At 73.3% G+C, this 15,916-nt stretch carries 14 protein-coding genes and 1 tRNA gene; 11 read left to right on the top strand and 4 right to left on the bottom strand.

Annotation, left to right across the window (positions count from 1 at the left end; translation table 11 throughout):
* From G3I53_RS04655 to G3I53_RS04680, 6 genes are all read left to right on the top strand, one after another.
* A partial coding sequence (locus tag G3I53_RS04655; protein ID WP_203616677.1) for a lysylphosphatidylglycerol synthase domain-containing protein occupies window positions 1-248 on the top strand: 248 nt, incomplete at its 5' end.
* Between the two features lie 330 nt (window positions 249-578).
* Complete coding sequence (locus tag G3I53_RS04660) at window positions 579-1,676, top strand: mechanosensitive ion channel family protein (RefSeq protein ID WP_164334276.1); 1,098 nt, start codon at window positions 579-581, stop codon at window positions 1,674-1,676.
* 145 nt (window positions 1,677-1,821) lie between these two features.
* Window positions 1,822-4,044 (top strand): NADP-dependent isocitrate dehydrogenase, encoded by a 2,223-nt coding sequence (locus G3I53_RS04665; RefSeq protein WP_164334277.1) that lies wholly within the window; start codon window positions 1,822-1,824, stop codon window positions 4,042-4,044.
* 381 nt (window positions 4,045-4,425) lie between these two features.
* Window positions 4,426-5,781, top strand: a complete 1,356-nt coding sequence (locus G3I53_RS04670; RefSeq protein ID WP_164334278.1) for a bifunctional o-acetylhomoserine/o-acetylserine sulfhydrylase — start codon at window positions 4,426-4,428, stop codon at window positions 5,779-5,781.
* A complete protein-coding gene (locus tag G3I53_RS04675) occupies window positions 5,778-6,938 on the top strand; it encodes a homoserine O-acetyltransferase (protein WP_164334287.1) in 1,161 nt (386 codons plus the stop codon). The genes G3I53_RS04670 and G3I53_RS04675 overlap by 4 nt, the downstream gene beginning before the upstream one ends.
* 92 nt (window positions 6,939-7,030) lie before the next feature.
* On the top strand, window positions 7,031-7,831 hold the full coding sequence (locus tag G3I53_RS04680; RefSeq protein WP_164334279.1) for an N-formylglutamate amidohydrolase: 801 nt from the start codon (window positions 7,031-7,033) through the stop codon (window positions 7,829-7,831).
* Between the two features lie 77 nt (window positions 7,832-7,908).
* On the opposite strand, the gene G3I53_RS04685 is transcribed toward G3I53_RS04680, so the two are convergent.
* A tRNA-Pro gene (locus tag G3I53_RS04685) sits at window positions 7,909-7,982 on the bottom strand.
* 153 nt (window positions 7,983-8,135) lie between these two features.
* On the opposite strand from G3I53_RS04685, the gene G3I53_RS04690 reads away from it, so the two are divergent.
* Window positions 8,136-8,489 (top strand): cupin domain-containing protein, encoded by a 354-nt coding sequence (locus tag G3I53_RS04690; RefSeq protein WP_164334280.1) that lies wholly within the window; start codon window positions 8,136-8,138, stop codon window positions 8,487-8,489.
* Here G3I53_RS04690 and G3I53_RS04695 read toward each other — a convergent pair.
* A complete protein-coding gene (locus tag G3I53_RS04695) occupies window positions 8,473-9,534 on the bottom strand; it encodes a LacI family DNA-binding transcriptional regulator (RefSeq protein ID WP_164334281.1) in 1,062 nt (353 codons plus the stop codon). The genes G3I53_RS04690 and G3I53_RS04695 overlap by 17 nt on opposite strands.
* 126 nt (window positions 9,535-9,660) lie before the next feature.
* Between G3I53_RS04695 and G3I53_RS04700 the strand changes: the two genes are divergently transcribed.
* On the top strand, window positions 9,661-10,818 hold the full coding sequence (locus tag G3I53_RS04700) for a Gfo/Idh/MocA family oxidoreductase (RefSeq protein ID WP_164334282.1): 1,158 nt from the start codon (window positions 9,661-9,663) through the stop codon (window positions 10,816-10,818).
* Window positions 10,819-10,875: 57 nt separating this feature from the next.
* Here G3I53_RS04700 and G3I53_RS04705 read toward each other — a convergent pair whose 3' ends face one another.
* Both G3I53_RS04705 and G3I53_RS04710 read right to left on the bottom strand, forming a co-directional pair.
* Window positions 10,876-11,487 carry a TMEM175 family protein gene (locus G3I53_RS04705; protein WP_239063558.1) on the bottom strand — a complete coding sequence of 204 codons (612 nt, stop codon included), beginning with the start codon at window positions 11,485-11,487 and terminating at the stop codon, window positions 10,876-10,878.
* 114 nt (window positions 11,488-11,601) lie between these two features.
* Window positions 11,602-12,633, bottom strand: a complete 1,032-nt coding sequence (locus tag G3I53_RS04710; RefSeq protein WP_164334283.1) for a LacI family DNA-binding transcriptional regulator — start codon at window positions 12,631-12,633, stop codon at window positions 11,602-11,604.
* Window positions 12,634-12,749: 116 nt separating this feature from the next.
* On the opposite strand from G3I53_RS04710, the gene G3I53_RS04715 reads away from it, so the two are divergent.
* From G3I53_RS04715 to G3I53_RS04725, 3 genes are all read left to right on the top strand, one after another.
* Window positions 12,750-13,937, top strand: coding sequence for a phytanoyl-CoA dioxygenase family protein (locus G3I53_RS04715; protein WP_164334284.1), 1,188 nt, complete (start codon window positions 12,750-12,752; stop codon window positions 13,935-13,937).
* Between the two features lie 17 nt (window positions 13,938-13,954).
* Window positions 13,955-14,731, top strand: coding sequence for an SDR family oxidoreductase (locus G3I53_RS04720; protein WP_164334285.1), 777 nt, complete (start codon window positions 13,955-13,957; stop codon window positions 14,729-14,731).
* Window positions 14,732-14,808: 77 nt separating this feature from the next.
* Complete coding sequence (locus G3I53_RS04725; RefSeq protein ID WP_164334286.1) at window positions 14,809-15,813, top strand: Gfo/Idh/MocA family oxidoreductase; 1,005 nt, start codon at window positions 14,809-14,811, stop codon at window positions 15,811-15,813.
* Window positions 15,814-15,916: the final 103 nt, after the last annotated feature.

Genomic DNA, 15,916 nt, shown 5'->3' on the forward strand with positions numbered 1-15,916 from the left:
CGCTGGACGTGCCGGTGGCGCACCTGGCGCTGGCGTACCTGGCGGCGACGGTGGCGGTCGCGCTGGTCCCCACGCCGGGCGGCCTGGGGTCGGTGGAGGCGGCGCTCGTGGTGGCCCTGGTGGCGGTGGGCGGGGCCGCCGCGGTGGCCACGGCGGTGGTGCTGACCTTCCGGGTGATCACCGTGTGGCTGCCGCTGCTGCCGGGCGCGCTGACGCTCGGCGTGCTGGTGCGGTCGAAGGTGATCTGAGCCGCACGGGGCCGTCCCGGCAGCCGGGCGGGGCGGCCGGGCGGTCAAACCGGAGCCCGCCGGAAGGTCCGGCCGGGCGGTCAAACCGGAGCCCGCCGGAAGGTCCGGCCGGGCGGTCCGCCCCGGCGCGGCTCGATCGCGCCGGGTTCCGTGCGAACTCCCCTTGCGGATACGGCAGGATGAGCGATCGTGCCGGTCACGGGCCAGCCGTCCCGCGCCCCGGCACTCCCCGCCGGACTCTCCGGGGCCTCCCGGAATCCCGAACAGGTGAACACACGTGACACATCTTCATATACCGCCGTCGGCCCGCGCGTCCGCCGGAGCGGTGCGGTGACCCGCGCCCTCACCGTCGACGACCTGCTGTACGCGGGCATCGCCCTGGCGGGCGGTCTGCTGGCGGCCTTCCTGCTGCGGCTGCTGCTGCGCCGGCTGGCGCGGCTCGCCGAGCGCACCGCCTGGCGCGGGGACGACGTCCTCGTGGACGCGCTGCACATGATCGCGCCCTGGGCGGCCATCGCGGGCGGCGCCGCCTCCGCCGCGGCGGCCCTGCCGCTGACCCGCACCGTGCAGCACAGCGTCAACCAGGTGCTGACCCTGCTGGTGATCTTCGCCGCGACGGTGTCGGCGGCCCGCGTGGTGGCCGGGCTGGTGCGGTCGGTCACCCAGTCCCGCTCCGGGGTCGCCGGGTCGGCCACGATCTTCATGAACATCACCCGGATCCTGGTCCTCGCGATCGGCTTCCTGGTGGCCCTGCAGACCCTGGGCATCTCGATCGCGCCGCTGCTCACCGCCCTCGGTGTCGGCGGTCTGGCGGTCGCCCTCGCCCTGCAGGACACGCTCGCCAACCTGTTCGCGGGCATCCACATCCTCGCCTCCAAGACCGTGCAGCCCGGCGACTACATCCGGCTGAGCAGCGGCGAGGAGGGCTACGTGGAGGACATCAACTGGCGGCAGACGACCGTGCGGGAGCTGTCCAACAACCTGGTGGTCATCCCGAACGGGCAGCTCGCGAAGACGAACATGACCAACTACATGCGGCCCGAGCAGAAACTGACCATCCTGGTGCAGGCCGGGGTGTCCTACGACAGCGACCTCGAACACGTCGAGCGGGTCACCAAGGAGGTCGTCGCCGACGTGATGACCGGGATCACCGGCGCGGTGCCCGAGCACGACCCGGCGGTGCGCTTCCACACCTTCGGCGACTCGCGGATCGGCTTCACGATCATCCTGGGCGTCGGCGAGTTCAGCGACCAGTACCGGATCAAGCACGAGTTCATCAAGCGCCTGCACCGGCGCTACCGCGAGGAGGGCATCCGCATCCCGTCCCCGGCGCGGACCGTGGCGATCCAGCAGGGTACGGTCATGATCCCGCAGCAGCGCGAGCCGGAGCACGCCCCCGACGACATGACGCTGACCAGGCCGGTCTGAGGCCCGCCCGGACGGCCCCCGCCACGTCGGCCACGCCGCGTGGCGGGCGGTCGCCCGGGGCGCGGCGCGGACCCCTGTCGAGTCCTGGGCGCTCACAAGATATCTTGATGTCGAGCAATGTTGCAGACGTGGAGCGGAGCACCCGGTGACTGACTCGACCATCATCTATACGCACACTGACGAGGCCCCGGCCCTCGCGACGTATTCCTTCCTGCCGGTGGTCCGGGCGTACGCCTCTCAGGCGGGTGTCGCCGTGGAGACGCGCGACATCTCGCTGGCCGGCCGCATCATCGCCGTCTTCCCGGAGTACCTGACCGAGGAGCAGCGCATCCCGGACGCTCTCGCCGAGCTCGGTGAGCTGGCCAGGACGCCCGCCGCCAACATCATCAAGCTGCCCAACATCTCGGCGTCGATCCCGCAGCTCAAGGCCGCGATCGCCGAGCTGCAGGGCCAGGGCTACGCGCTGCCGGACTACCCGGACGACCCGAAGACGGACGAGGAGCGCGAGATCCGCGCCCGTTACGACAAGATCAAGGGTTCGGCCGTGAACCCGGTGCTGCGCGAGGGCAACTCCGACCGTCGCGCCCCGGCCTCGGTGAAGAACTACGCCAAGTCGCACCCGCACCGCATGGGCGCCTGGAGCTCCGACTCCAAGACCAATGTGGCGACCATGGGCGAGAACGACTTCCGCTCCACCGAGAAGTCGGCCGTCATCGCCGAGGACGGCGCGCTGCGCATCGAGCTGGTCGGTGACGACGGCACGACCACCGTGCTGCGCGAGTCCGTGCCCGTCCTGAAGGACGAGGTCGTGGACGCCTCCGTGATGCGCGTCGCCGCGCTGCGCGAGTTCCTGACCGCGCAGGTCGCCCGCGCCAAGCAGGAGGGTGTGCTGTTCTCGGTGCACCTGAAGGCGACGATGATGAAGGTCTCCGACCCGATCGTCTTCGGCCACGTGGTGCGCGCCTTCTTCCCGAAGACGTTCGCGCAGTACGGCGAGAAGCTGGCCGCGGCCGGTCTCAGCCCGAACGACGGCCTCGGCGGCATCTACAAGGGCCTGGACGCCCTGCCCGAGGGCGCCGAGATCAAGGCGTCCTTCGACGCCGAGCTGGCCGAGGGCCCTCAGCTGGCCATGGTCGACTCCGACAAGGGCATCACCAACCTGCACGTCCCCTCCGACGTGATCGTGGACGCCTCCATGCCGGCCATGATCCGCACCTCCGGCCACATGTGGGGCCCCGACGGCCAGGAGGCCGACACGCTGGCGGTCCTGCCGGACTCCAGCTACTCCGGCGTCTACCAGGCCGTGATCGACGACTGCCGCGCCAACGGCGCCTTCGACCCGTCCACCATGGGCTCGGTCCCCAACGTGGGCCTGATGGCGCAGAAGGCCGAGGAGTACGGCAGCCACGACAAGACGTTCGAGATCCCCACCACGGGCACCGTCCGCCTCGTCGACCAGGCCGGCAACGTCGTCCTGGAGCAGGCCGTCTCCACCGGTGACATCTTCCGCGCCTGCCAGACCAAGGACGCGCCGATCCGCGACTGGGTGAAGCTGGCCGTGACCCGCGCCCGCGCCACCGGCGACCCGGCCGTGTTCTGGCTGGACGAGGACCGCGCGCACGACGCCAACCTGATCGCCAAGGTGAAGCAGTACCTCACCGAGCACGACACCGAGGGCCTGGACATCCGCATCCTGCCCCCCGTCGAGGCGACCAAGCTGTCGGTGGAGCGCATCCGCCGCGGCGAGAACACCATCTCCGTCACCGGCAACGTGCTGCGCGACTACCTGACCGACCTGTTCCCGATCCTGGAGCTGGGCACCAGCGCCAAGATGCTGTCGGTCGTCCCGCTGATGGCGGGCGGCGGCCTGTTCGAGACCGGCGCGGGCGGCTCCGCCCCGAAGCACGTGCAGCAGCTGGTCAAGGAGAACTACCTGCGCTGGGACTCCCTCGGTGAGTTCTTCGCGCTGGTGCCGTCGCTGGAGCAGTACGCCACGACCACCGGCAACACCCGGGCCAAGGTCCTCGCCGACGCCCTCGACCGCGCCACGGCGACCTTCCTCAACGAGGACAAGTCCCCGACCCGTCGCGTCGGCGGCATCGACAACCGCGGCAGCCACTTCTACCTGTCCCTGTACTGGGCGCAGGAGCTGGCCGCGCAGACCGACGACGCCGACCTGGCGAAGGCGTTCGCGCCGGTCGCCGAGACGCTCGCGGCGAACGAGCAGAAGATCGTCGACGAGCTGATCGCCGTCCAGGGCAAGCCGGCCGACATCGGCGGCTACTACCAGCCCGACCCGGTCAAGGCCGCCGCGGTGATGCGCCCGTCCGCCACGTGGAACGAGGTGCTGGCGTCCCTGAGCAGCTGACGCGGCCCGGCTCCCCGCGAGCCCCGCGCACTCCGCCCCGGCCGGGCTTCCGGCCGGGGCGGAGCCGTGTCCGGGCAGGGGCCCCGGGCCGCCCCGGAGGCCGGGCGCGCCGGGTCCGTGAACAGCTCATGAAGAGACCGCTCACCTAGTGAGATGGCGTCTCATTTTCGCTCCGCTCCTGCCTATCATCGGGCTCGTGACCTGCTGGCAACCCGGCCAGACACGTGTCACTCCACCGGCATGTCGCACCGGAAGCCGACAGCCGCGTCGGCACGTCGTTCCCCCGGCACCCGGTCCGGGGAACACCCGGTGCGCCTCCGCCCCGCCGGAACGTCCGCGGACCCACGAGGCCACGCGTCGCCACTTCCCAGGAGGAGCACCATGAGCCAGTCCACCGAACCCGTCAGCGCCGGTCACACCCCCGAGGCGGCCGCCCCCGCCACCCCGGCCTGGTCCTTCGAGACCAAGCAGGTCCACTCGGGTGCCGAACCCGATCCCACGACCGGCGCCCGGGCCACACCGATCTACCAGACGTCCTCGTTCGCCTTCCGGGACACCCAGCACGCGGCCGACCTGTTCTCGCTGGCCGAGCCGGGCAACATCTACACCCGCATCCACAACCCCACCCAGGACGTTCTCGAGCAGCGCGTGGCCGCCCTCGAGGGCGGGGTGGCGGCGGTGGCGCTGGCCTCCGGGCAGGCCGCCCAGACGCTGGCGATCCTGACCCTCGCCGGCACCGGCGACCACATCGTCTCGTCCGCCTCGCTCTACGGCGGCACGTACAACCTGTTCCGGCACACCCTGCCCAAGTTCGGCATCGAGGTCTCCTTCGTGGAGAACCCCGAGGACACCGAGGCGTGGCGGGCCGCGATCCGGCCGAACACCAAGGCGCTGTTCGCCGAGACGCTGGGCAACCCCCGGGGCAACGTCCTCGACGTGCGCGCCGTCGCCGACGTGGCGCACGCCGCCGGTGTGCCGCTGATCGCGGACAACACGGTGCCCACCCCCTACCTGCTGCGGCCGCTGGAGCACGGCGCGGACGTCGTGGTGCACTCGGCGACCAAGTTCCTCGGCGGGCACGGCACCACGATCGGCGGCGTCGTCGTGGACGGTGGCACCTTCGACTTCGGCGCGCACGCCGAGCGCTTCCCGGACTTCACCGAGCCCGACCCCAGTTACCACGGGCTGCAGTACTGGCCCGCGCTCGGACCGGGCGCGTTCGCCGTGAAGCTGCGGGTGCAGCTGCTGCGCGACCTCGGCCCCGCGATCGCCCCGCACTCGGCGTTCCTGCTGCTCCAGGGCGTGGAGACGCTGAGCCTGCGCCTGGAGCGGCACTCGTCCAACGCGCTGGCGCTCGCCCAGTGGCTTCAGCAGCGCGACGAGGTCTCCGTGGTGCACTACCCGGGCCTGCCGTCCAGCCCCTGGTACGAGGCGGCGCAGAAGTACCTGCCGAACGGGGCGGGCGCCATCGTCTCCTTCGAGCTGCGGGACGGCGTCGAGGCGGGCAAGCGGTTCGTCGACGGCGTGGAGCTGTTCAGCCACCTCGCCAACATCGGCGACGTGCGCAGCCTGATCATCCACCCGGCGTCCACCACCCACAGCCAGCTCGACGAGGAGCAGCTGGAGGCGACCGGGACGAAGCCCGGCCTGGTGCGGCTGTCGGTCGGCATCGAGAACCTCGCCGACCTCAAGGCCGACCTGGAGGCCGGGTTCCGCGCGGCCAAGGAGGCCTCCTGAACACCCTCCTCCCCTCCGGGACCCAGGTCCCCCTCCCGCCACCGGCCACCGGGGCCTGGCAGGAGGGGGACCCGCCCGGCCGGCGCCAGTGGCACGCGCAGGACGAGGCGCTGCCACTGGAGGCGGGCGGTGAACTGCCCGGCGTGCGGCTGGCGTTCGAGACGTGGGGCCGGCCGGCCCCGGACGGCTCCAACGCCGTGCTGGTGCTGCACGCCCTCACCGGCGACAGCCACGCGGCCGGACCCGCCGAGCCCGGCCATCCCACGGCGGGCTGGTGGGACGGCCTGATCGGACCCGGGCGGGCCCTCGACACCGACCGCTTCTTCGTCGTCGCCCCGAACGTCCTCGGCGGCTGCCAGGGCAGCACCGGGCCGGCCTCGCCGCGCCCGGGCGGCGGCCGCCGCTGGGGCGGGGCGTTCCCGTACCTGACGGTGCGGGACCAGGTCGATGCCGAGGCCCGGCTCGCCGACGCCCTCGGCATCGACCGGTGGGCGCTGGTGGTCGGCGGTTCCATGGGCGGCATGCGGGCCGTGGAGTGGGCGGCCTCATACCCGGAGCGGGTGGAGTCACTGCTGCTGCTCGCCACGTCGGCGGCGGCGAGTGCCGAGCAGATCGCCTGGGCCTCGCTCCAGTTGCACGCCATCCGCAACGACCCGCACTGGCGGGGCGGCGACTACCACGACGCCGGTCCCGGCCGCGGCCCGCACGCCGGGCTGGGACTCGCCCGCCGCATCGCGCACGTCACCTACCGCAGCGAGCCCGAGCTGGCCGCCCGGTTCGGCCGGGAGCCGCAGGGCACGGAGGACCCCACGAAGGGCGGCCGCTACCAGGTCGAGTCGTATCTCGACCACCACGCCGCCAAACTGGTCCGCCGGTTCGACGCGGGCAGCTACGCGGTGCTGACGGAGGCGATGAACGGCCACGACGTGGGCCGCGGCCGGGGCGGCGTGCCGGCCGCACTCGGCCGGGTGACCGCGCGCACGCTGGTGGCGGGCCTCGACTCCGACCGCCTCTACCCGCCGGCCCAGCAGGCCGAGCTGGCGGCGCACATACCCGGTGCCGACCGGCTGAGGCTGCTGGAGTCGCCGTACGGGCACGACGGTTTCCTGCTGGAGACCGAGCAGGTCGGCGCGCTCGTACGGGAGTTGCTGCCGTAGACACGGCGGTGGTCCACGACGGGGGCGTTGTCGGTGGCGTGTGGCACCGTGGTCGTGCCGTGCAGCACCGACAACGCCCCTGGAGCAGCCCCATGACCGCCGACGTCCCGCCGTCGTTCGCGTTCCTTCCCGGCGACGCGGACTCCCCCGTGATCCTCCATGTGCCGCACTCCTCGCGGGAGATACCGGCCGACGTGCGCGCCGGCATCGTGCTGGACGACGCCGGCCTGGAGCGGGAGCTGGACCACATCACCGACGCCCACACGGCCGCGCTGGCCGAGGCGGCGGCCCGGGCGGCCGGGCGCACGCCGTGGCGGTTCGTGAACGGGCTGTCCCGGCTGGTGGTCGACCCCGAGCGGTTCCCGGACGACCGGGAGGAGATGCTCGCCGTCGGCATGGGCGCCGTGTACACCCGCACCACGCACCGCGAGCCCCTCCGCCCCGACGGCTTCGACCCGGCGCCGCTGATCCGGCGGTACTTCCACCCCTACGCGCGGGCGATGACCGACGCGGTCGCGGACCGCCTCGCCGCGACCGGCCGCGCCGTCGTCATCGACGTGCACTCCTACCCCCGCGCCCCGCTCCCCTACGAACTCCACGGCGACGGCCCCCGGCCGCCGGTCTGCCTGGGCACCGACCCCTTCCACACCCCGCCCGCCCTGCTCGCCGCGGCCCGCGAGGCGTTCGCCCCGTGCGGGGAGACGGGCCTGGACAGCCCGTTCGCCGGGACCTACGTGCCGCTGGAGTTCTTCGGGAAGCGGGCCGAGGTGTCGGCCCTCATGGTCGAAATCCGCCGCGACACCTACATGACGGAACCGGGCGGCCCGGCGGGCCCGGGGCTGGACGTCCTGGCCTCGGCCCTGGCGGCACTGGTGGCCGCGGCGTCCGGCTGACGGGTGGGGCGGCCGGCGCGGACGAACCACGCGAGAAGGGTCCTCCCGGGCAGTCGCCCGTGAGAACCCTTCCGTTGTCGGGACGACAGGATTTGAACCTGCGACCCCTTGACCCCCAGTCAAGTGCGCTACCAAGCTGCGCCACGTCCCGATGCGCTTCGCGCGGTGAACCGCGTGATCACGCAGGTCAACCCTACCCCATGCGCGGGGTGCGTCCGTCCCGCGACGGAGTGTCGGGGCAGCAGCCGGAAGTCGGACACACTGTCGCTCCTCCCGGTACCGGGGCCGCGTCTACGGTCGGCGCATGAACGACAGCAGCTTCGCCCTCCGTGTCGCCGACGCCGATCTCGTGCCCGAGCCGCTCGACCCCGAGCAGATCGTGTCCGGGACGCCCGAGGTGACCGGCAAGGTGGTGTGGGAGTCGCCGGACGGGCGGCGGGTGCGCGGGATCTGGCAGATCACCCCGGGCGTCGTCACCGACACGGAGGCGGACGAGATGTTCGTCGTCGTCAGCGGGTCGGCGACCGTGGAGGTGGAGGGCGGGCCGACGCTGCGTGTCGGGCCGGGTGACATGGCCGTCCTGCGCGAGGGCGACCGGACGACGTGGACGGTGCACGAGACGCTGCGCAAGGTGTACGCCCTCACGCTCCCGGAGTGATCCCGCCGGGCCCGCCGGGCGGGCCGCTGGTCCCCCGGATCTCCAGCGCGGGTGCCACGAGCCGCAACTCACCGGCGCCGCCCGGGTGTTCCAGCCGGTCGAGGAGGCAGCGGGCGGCGCGGCGGCCCACCTCGTGGCTCGCGTTGTCGACGGTGGTCAGCCACAGGTGGCGCAGCCGGGAGATGCCGGTGTTGTCGTAGCCGGTCACGGACACGTCGTGCGGGACGCGCAGGCCCAGTTCCTCGGCCGCCGACAGGGCTCCGACTCCGGTGATGTCGTTGACGGCGAGGATCGCGGTGGGGCGGTCGGGGCGGCTGAGCAGGCGGACGGTGGCGCGGTAGCCGCCCTCCTCGGTCATGTCGCCGGGTTCGACGCGGGCCTCGCCGGCGAGGCCGTGGTCGCGCATCGTTCCCTCGAAGCTGGACCGGCGCAGGGCGCCCACGGCGCCGTATCCCGCGAGGTGCGCGATGCGCCGGTGGCCGAGGCCGATGAGGTGCTCGGTGACCAGCCGGGTGCCGCGCTCGTCGTCGCCCGCCACGACGTCCACGCCCGGCGGCACCGCCTCCCGGGCGCCCGCCAGCACCACCGGGATCCGCTCGGCGACCGTCTCCAGCGCCGCCGGGTCGGGCAGGGTGCCCACCACGACGACGCCGTCGACGCCCAGGTCCAGGAACGGGCCCGCCTGGTCCTGCCCGGTGCGGCGGTTGAGGCGGGCGTCGGCCAGCAGCATCCGCAGTCCGCTCGCGTGGAGGAGGGAGTCGAGCCCTTCCAGCAGGTCGACGAACCAGGGATTGCGCAGGTCGTTGAGGAGGACGCCGACCAGCGGGGCGACGTTGTCCGCCGGGCCGGGGGCGGAGGGCCCGGCCCGGCGCTCGCCGAGGTGGCGGGCGGCGGTGTTGGGCCGGTAGCCGAGTTCGCGGGCGGCCCGCAGGACGGCGTCCCGTTTCTCCGGCCGCACCGGTCCGGAGCCGCGCAGCACCAGGGAGACCAGGGACTTGGACACCCCGGCACGTTCGGCCACGTCGCGGATCGTCGGCGGTCTCATGAATCGGACCTCATGAATTGGACCGTTCCATACACCACCGGCCGTCGTCAATGCCTTGACACTGCCGTGACGTGGCCTTCAGGGTGATCTGGACACGTTCTGGATCGGTCCAAAGAAGAGGCTCTCATGGTGGATGCGCTCGGCGTCGCCGTCGTCGGATTCGGCTGGATGGGACGGGTGCACACCCAGGCGTACGCGCGCGTGGCGCACCACTATCCGCAGCTCGGCCTGCGCCCGGAGCTGGTGGCGGTCGCGGAGGAGGTGCCGGGCCGCGCCGAGGAGGCCGCCGAGCGGTTCGGGTTCGCGTCGGCGACCCGCGACTGGCGTGAGGTGGCCGCCGACCCGCGGGTGCGGGCGGTCAGCATCACGGCCCCCAATTTCCTGCACCGCGAGATCGGCGTCGCGATGGCCGAGGCCGGCAAGCACCTCTGGATCGAGAAGCCGGTCGGCCTGAGCTCGGCGGACGCCCGGGCGGTGGCCGACGCGGTCGCGAAGGCGGGCGTGCAGGGCGCGGTCGGCTTCAACTACCGCAACGCGCCGGCCGTGGAGGCCGCCCGTGAGCTGATCACCTCCGGCGGCATCGGCACCGTCACGCATGCCCGCATCCGGCTGTTCAGCGACTACGCCGCCCATCCCGAGGGTGCGCTGACCTGGCGTTACGAGCGGGAGCGGGGCGGCAGCGGCGTGCTGGGCGACCTGGCCTCGCACGGTGCGGACCTGGCCCGCTTCCTGCTCGGGGACATCGCCTCCCTCACCGCCGACACGGCCGTCTTCGTGCCGGAGCGGGCCCGCCCGACCGGGGCGACGGCCGGTCACTCCCGGGCCGCGGGCGGGGAGCTCGGGCCGGTGGAGAACGAGGACTACGTCAGCTGCCTGCTCCGCTTCGCCTCCGGTGCGCGGGGCGTCCTGGAGGCGTGCCGGGTCTCCGTCGGCGAACAGAACAACTACGGCTTCGAGGTGCACGGCACCCGGGGCGCCGTGTTCTGGGACTTCCGCCGGATGAACGAACTGGGTGTCAGCCGCGGCACCTCCTACCAGGACCAGCCGGTCAGCACCGTCCATGTGGGCCCGGGCGACGGCGAGTTCGCCGCGTTCCAGCCGGGCGCGGCGAACGCCATGGGCTACGACGACCTCAAGGTGATCGAGGCGTACCGCTTCCTGCGCTCCGTCGCCGAGGGCGTGCCGCACGGCGCGACCCTGGCGGACGCCGTGCACAGCGCGGGCGTCCTGGACGCGATGGCCCGCTCGGCCGAGCAGGGGGCGTGGGTACCGGTCACCGCGTAGGGCGGACGCGTGCCGGGGGCGCCGCCCGCGGGCCGGACGGCGGGCGCGGTCCCAGTGTCACCCGGTCGCGCCCTCCCTGCTGCCGGTCCAGACCTTGACCGGGACGAGCACCAGCCACCACCACATCGCGGCGGCCCCGATCAGCAGGGCCAGCGGGATGGTCACCAGGAACACCGTCACCGTGGCGCCCAGGTCGATGGCGGAGATCCGCTCGTCGCGCACCGGGCCCGCGTCGCCGCGCAGCCAGGGGCGCCGGGACAGGACGGTGGCGAGGGCCAGGTGGACGAGGCCGAGGGCGGCGACCACCGCGGAGTAGACGACGACCGAGACGGTCTCGTCGCCGTACTCCGAGATCAGCGCGGTGGGGAAGGGCAGGAGGGCGGCGAGGCCCAGTCCGAGCACGGTCAGCGAGATCACCTGGGCGTCCACCTGTCGGACCGTGCGGAACATCGTCCGGTGGTCGCGCCAGAAGCCGGCCAGCACCAGCAGACTGATCGCGTAGGCGCCCAGGTTGGGCAGCTGGTCGCGCAGCGCCCGGTGGTAGTCGCCCTCGCTGAGGCCCTGCGGTACGGAGAGGTCCAGCACGAGCAGGGTGATGGCGATGGCGAACACGCCGTCGGCGAGGGTCAGCAGCCGCTCGGGGTCGCCCTCCGGGTTCGGATTCTTCATGCGCCCGACGGTAGGCAGCGCCGTCGGGCGGGCCCGCCGTACACGCCCGGGGCGCCGCGCGTTCACCCGGTCCGGCGGCCCCCCGGGCCCGGCCCGGGGCGGTGGCGTCGCGCCTCAGGTGAGGGCGCCGGGCGGCATGTTGTAGGGCGTGACCACCTGGATCGCGGACGGCAGGGTGGGGCCGGCGGGCGGCAGCGCGCCGTGCGCGCGCATCACGATGTGGCAGGCCTCGCGCAGGTCCTGGCGCAGGTCGTGGTGGAGGACGGCGGACAGCCGGTGCTCGCGCAGCAGCCGGGTGTTGTCCTGGTCGAGGTCGTGCGCGACGAACACCGCGCACTCCCGTCCGGCGTCCTCGAAGGCGCGCAGGGTGGCGATGTTGCCGCCGCCGATCGAGTAGACCGCGCGGATCTCCGGGTCGCGGTCCAGGGCGGCGCGGACGAGGTCGTACTGGGTGGCGTCCAGGCCCTGGCCCTCGGCGATCTCGACGAGGGTGCGGCCGGGCCACCGGGCGCGCATGGCGCTGCGGAAGCCCATCTCGCGCTCCTCCTCGTTGCGGAAGAAGCCGCTGCTGAGGCTGGTGAGGACGTTGCCGGGGCGGTCGCCGAGCCACTGTCCCGTCAGGTAGGCGGCGGTGGCGCCCGCCGCGCGGTTGTCGCTGCCGACGTAGCCGACCCGGGCGCTGGCGGGCAGGTCGGTCACCAGGGTCACCACCGGCACGCCCGCCGTCGCCAGCCGGCCCACGGCGGCGGTGATCTCGGGGACGTCGGGGGCCTTGAGGATCACGCCCTGCGAGCCGCGCCGGCCGATCCGGTCGAGCACGGCGACCAGTTCCGTGACCGGTCCGGTCTCCCGGAAGTGGAACCGGGAGCGGACCACGGCCGGGTGCAGGGACGGCAGTTCGGCCTCCAGGGCGGCGCGCACGGCGGTGGAGAACCGCTCCGGCGACTGCATGACGATGTCCAGCATGAAGGTGCGTCCGACGAGCCGGACCTGGGTGCGCTGGCGGTCCAGGTCGGCTATCGCCCGGTGCACCTCCTGCGCGGTGCTCTCCCGCACGCCGCCGCGGCCGTTGAGGACCCGGTCGACGGTGGCCTCGCTCAGACCTGCCTGACGTGCGATTTCCCGGATCGGGAAGGGGTGGCCCATGCGTCCGCTCCTCCAGGCCGTTGAGGGGTTTTTGATGGCCCGCTGCTGGTTGTTCGAAGGCTTTGTACTGACAAGAATGGCAGAACCGAGTCGCCCCGTGACCCGAAGGGACGAAGATGTCCGTCTCCACCGCTTCCACCCCGGCCCCGGACACCCCCGCACCCGCCTCGTGGCTCTCCGAGCGGGACTGCGACCTGGACGCCTTCCGCGCGCTGGTCGAGCGGACCACCGACGCCGCCGCCTATCCGCACGCCTCCGGCACCGAACGGAACGTGCTGCTCTACGACGCCGCCCGGCTCGCCCTCGCGGACCGCCGCACGGTGCAGGCCGAGCTGGTCCGCGCCCTCGCCGACGGCCCCGGCATCGTGGTGATCCGCGGCGCCTTCGACGACCCCGGGGTCGTCGACCGGGCCACCGCGGTGTTCGACGCGCTGATCGCGGCGCAGCGCGCCTCGGGTGCCGCCGCCGGTGACCACTTCGCCAAGCCGGGCGCCAACGACCGGGTGTGGAACGCCCTGGAGAAGGCGGCCCTGCACGACCCGGAGGTGTTCGCCGAGTACTACGCCAACGACGTGATCGCGCTGGTCTCCGGCGCCTGGCTGGGACCGGGCTACCAGGTCACCTCGCAGGTCAACGTGGTCAACCCGGGCGGCGCGGCGCAGACCGTGCACCGCGACTACCACCTCGGCTTCCTGTCGAACGAGGCCGCCGCCGGCTACCCGGCGCACGTGCACCGCCTGTCCCCCGTCCTCACCCTCCAGGGCGCGGTCGCGCACTGCGACATGCCCGTGGAGTCCGGGCCCACCCTCTACCTGCCGCACTCGCAGAAGTTCGAGCCCGGCTACCTCGCCTGGCGGCTGCCCGCGTTCCAGGCGTACTTCGACGAACACCACGTGCAGCTGCCGCTCGCCAAGGGCGACGCGGTGTTCTTCAACCCGGCGCTGTTCCACGCCGCCGGCGCCAACCGGTCGGCGGACATCCGCCGCATGGCGAACCTGCTCCAGGTGTCGTCCGCGTTCGGCCGGGCGATGGAGTCCGTCGACCGCGAGGCGGTGACCGGCGCGGTCTACCCGGTGCTGCTGCGGCGCCGCGAGGAGGGCGCCGGGGAGCAGTGGCTGGAGAACGTGATCGCGGCGAGCGCCGAGGGCTACCCCTTCCCCACCAACCTCGACAACGACCCGCCGGTCGAGGGTCTGGCCCCGCCCTCGCAGGCGGACGTCGTACGGCGGGCGCTGCGGGAGGGCTGGACCCCGCGCACCCTGCGGGACGAGCTGCGGGCCGGGGCCCGGCGGCGCGCGAGCTGAAAGGAATCCGCACACCCATGACTCTTCTCGACGACAAGGTCGTCCTCGTCAACGGCGGCAGCCAGGGCGTCGGCGCCGCCATCGCGCGGGCCGCCGTCCGCGAGGGGGCGGTCGTGGCCGTCACCGGGCGGCGCCCCGGGCCCGGTGAGGCCCTGGTGGCCGAGCTGGCCGCGGCGGGCGGCAAGGCGCTGTTCGTGCGCGCCGACCTGGCCGACGCCGAACAGGCCAAGGACGCCGTCGCGCAGGTGGTGGCCGCCTTCGGCCGGGTCGACTGCCTGGTGAACTCGGCCGGGCTGACCTCGCGCGGCACCCTGCTGGACACCACGCCCGAGCTGTTCGACCAGCACATCGCGATCAACCTGAAGGCACCGTTCTTCGCCATGCAGGCCGCGGTCGCGGACATGGTGCGGCGTGAGGCACCGGGCACGATCGTCAACATCATCACCTCGTCCGCGCACGGCGGGCAGCCCTTCCTCGCGCCGTACGTCGCCGCGAAGGCGGGGCTGGCCGGGCTGACCCGGAACGCGGCGCACGCCCACCGCTGGGACCGGATCCGGATCAACGGCCTGAACATCGGCTGGACCGCGACCGAGGGCGAGGACGCCACCCAGCGCGCCTTCCACGGGGCCGGGGACGACTGGCGGGACCGGGCCGCCGAGCGGCTGCCGATGGGCAAGCTGGGCCAGCCGGACGAGATCGCCGACTTCGTGGCTTTCCTGCTGTCCGAGCGCTCCGGGGTCGTCACCGGTTCCGTCATCGACTGGGACCAGAACGTCCTCGGCGGCCTCGACTGACCGCGCCCCGCCCCGCTCGCCCTCCCCGCCCCTCCCCTGTCTTCCCCGTCTCCCCCGCACCAAGGAGCACCGTCCCCATGCGTATCGGAATTCTCGGCCTCGGCCGGATCGGCGCCTTCCACGCCGAGACCCTCTCCGCCCTCGACACGGTCGACTCGCTCGTCGTCTCCGACCCGTACGCGGACGCGGCGAAGGCCGCCGCCGAGCGCTTCGGCGCCCAGGTCGCCGACTCCCCGGAGGCCGTGCTCGCGGCCGGGGTGGACGGCGTGGTGGTGGCCGCCGCGACCGACGCCCACCCGGGGCTGATCCTCGCCTGCGTGGAGGCCGGCGTCCCGGTCTTCTGCGAGAAGCCGGTGGCCCGCACCATGGCCGAGGGCGTCCAGGTCCTCGAACAGGTCGCGGGCAGCGACGTGCCGGTGCAGATCGGCTACAACCGGCGTTTCGACGCCGGGTTCGTGGCGGCGCGCGCGGCCGTGCGCGGCGGCGAGCTGGGCCGGCTGCACACGGTGCGGTCGACGACGCTGGACCCGGCGCCGCCGCCGGCCGCGTACATCGCCGCCTCCGGCGGCATCTTCCGCGACTGCTCCGTGCACGACTTCGACATCATCCGCTGGGTGACCGGCCGGGAGGTGACCGAGGTCTACGCGGCCGGCGCCAACCGGGGCGCCGACTACATCCGGGAGGCGGGGGACGCCGACACCACCGGCGCGATCCTCACCCTGGACGACGGCACCCTCGCGGTCGTCTCCAACAGCCGCCACAACGCCCGGGGTTACGACGTGCGCATGGAGCTCCACGGCTTCGAGGACTCCATCGCGGTCGGCCTGGAGGACAAGCTGCCGCTGCGGTCGGTGGAGCCGGGTGTCACCTTCCCCTCCGGCACCCCGCACGACTTCTTCATGGACCGCTTCACCGCCGCCTACCGGGCCGAACTGACCGCGTTCACCGAGGTGGTGGCCGGCTCCCGGCCCTCGCCGTGCACGATCGAGGACGCGTTGGAGGCGGGCTGGATCGCCGAGGCGTGCACGCTGTCGCTGCACGAGCACCGGCCCGTCACCCTGGAGGAGGTGCGCCGGGCATGAGCACACCGGGGCCCGCCGGCGAGCGGGCGTCGCAGCCCCTGCGCATCGGCGTGCTGGGAGCGGCGCGGATCACCGAGCGCGCCCTGGCCGGCCCGGCCCGCGC

The organism is Streptomyces sp. SID14436, assembly GCF_010548465.1.
GTDB lineage: Bacteria > Actinomycetota > Actinomycetes > Streptomycetales > Streptomycetaceae > Streptomyces.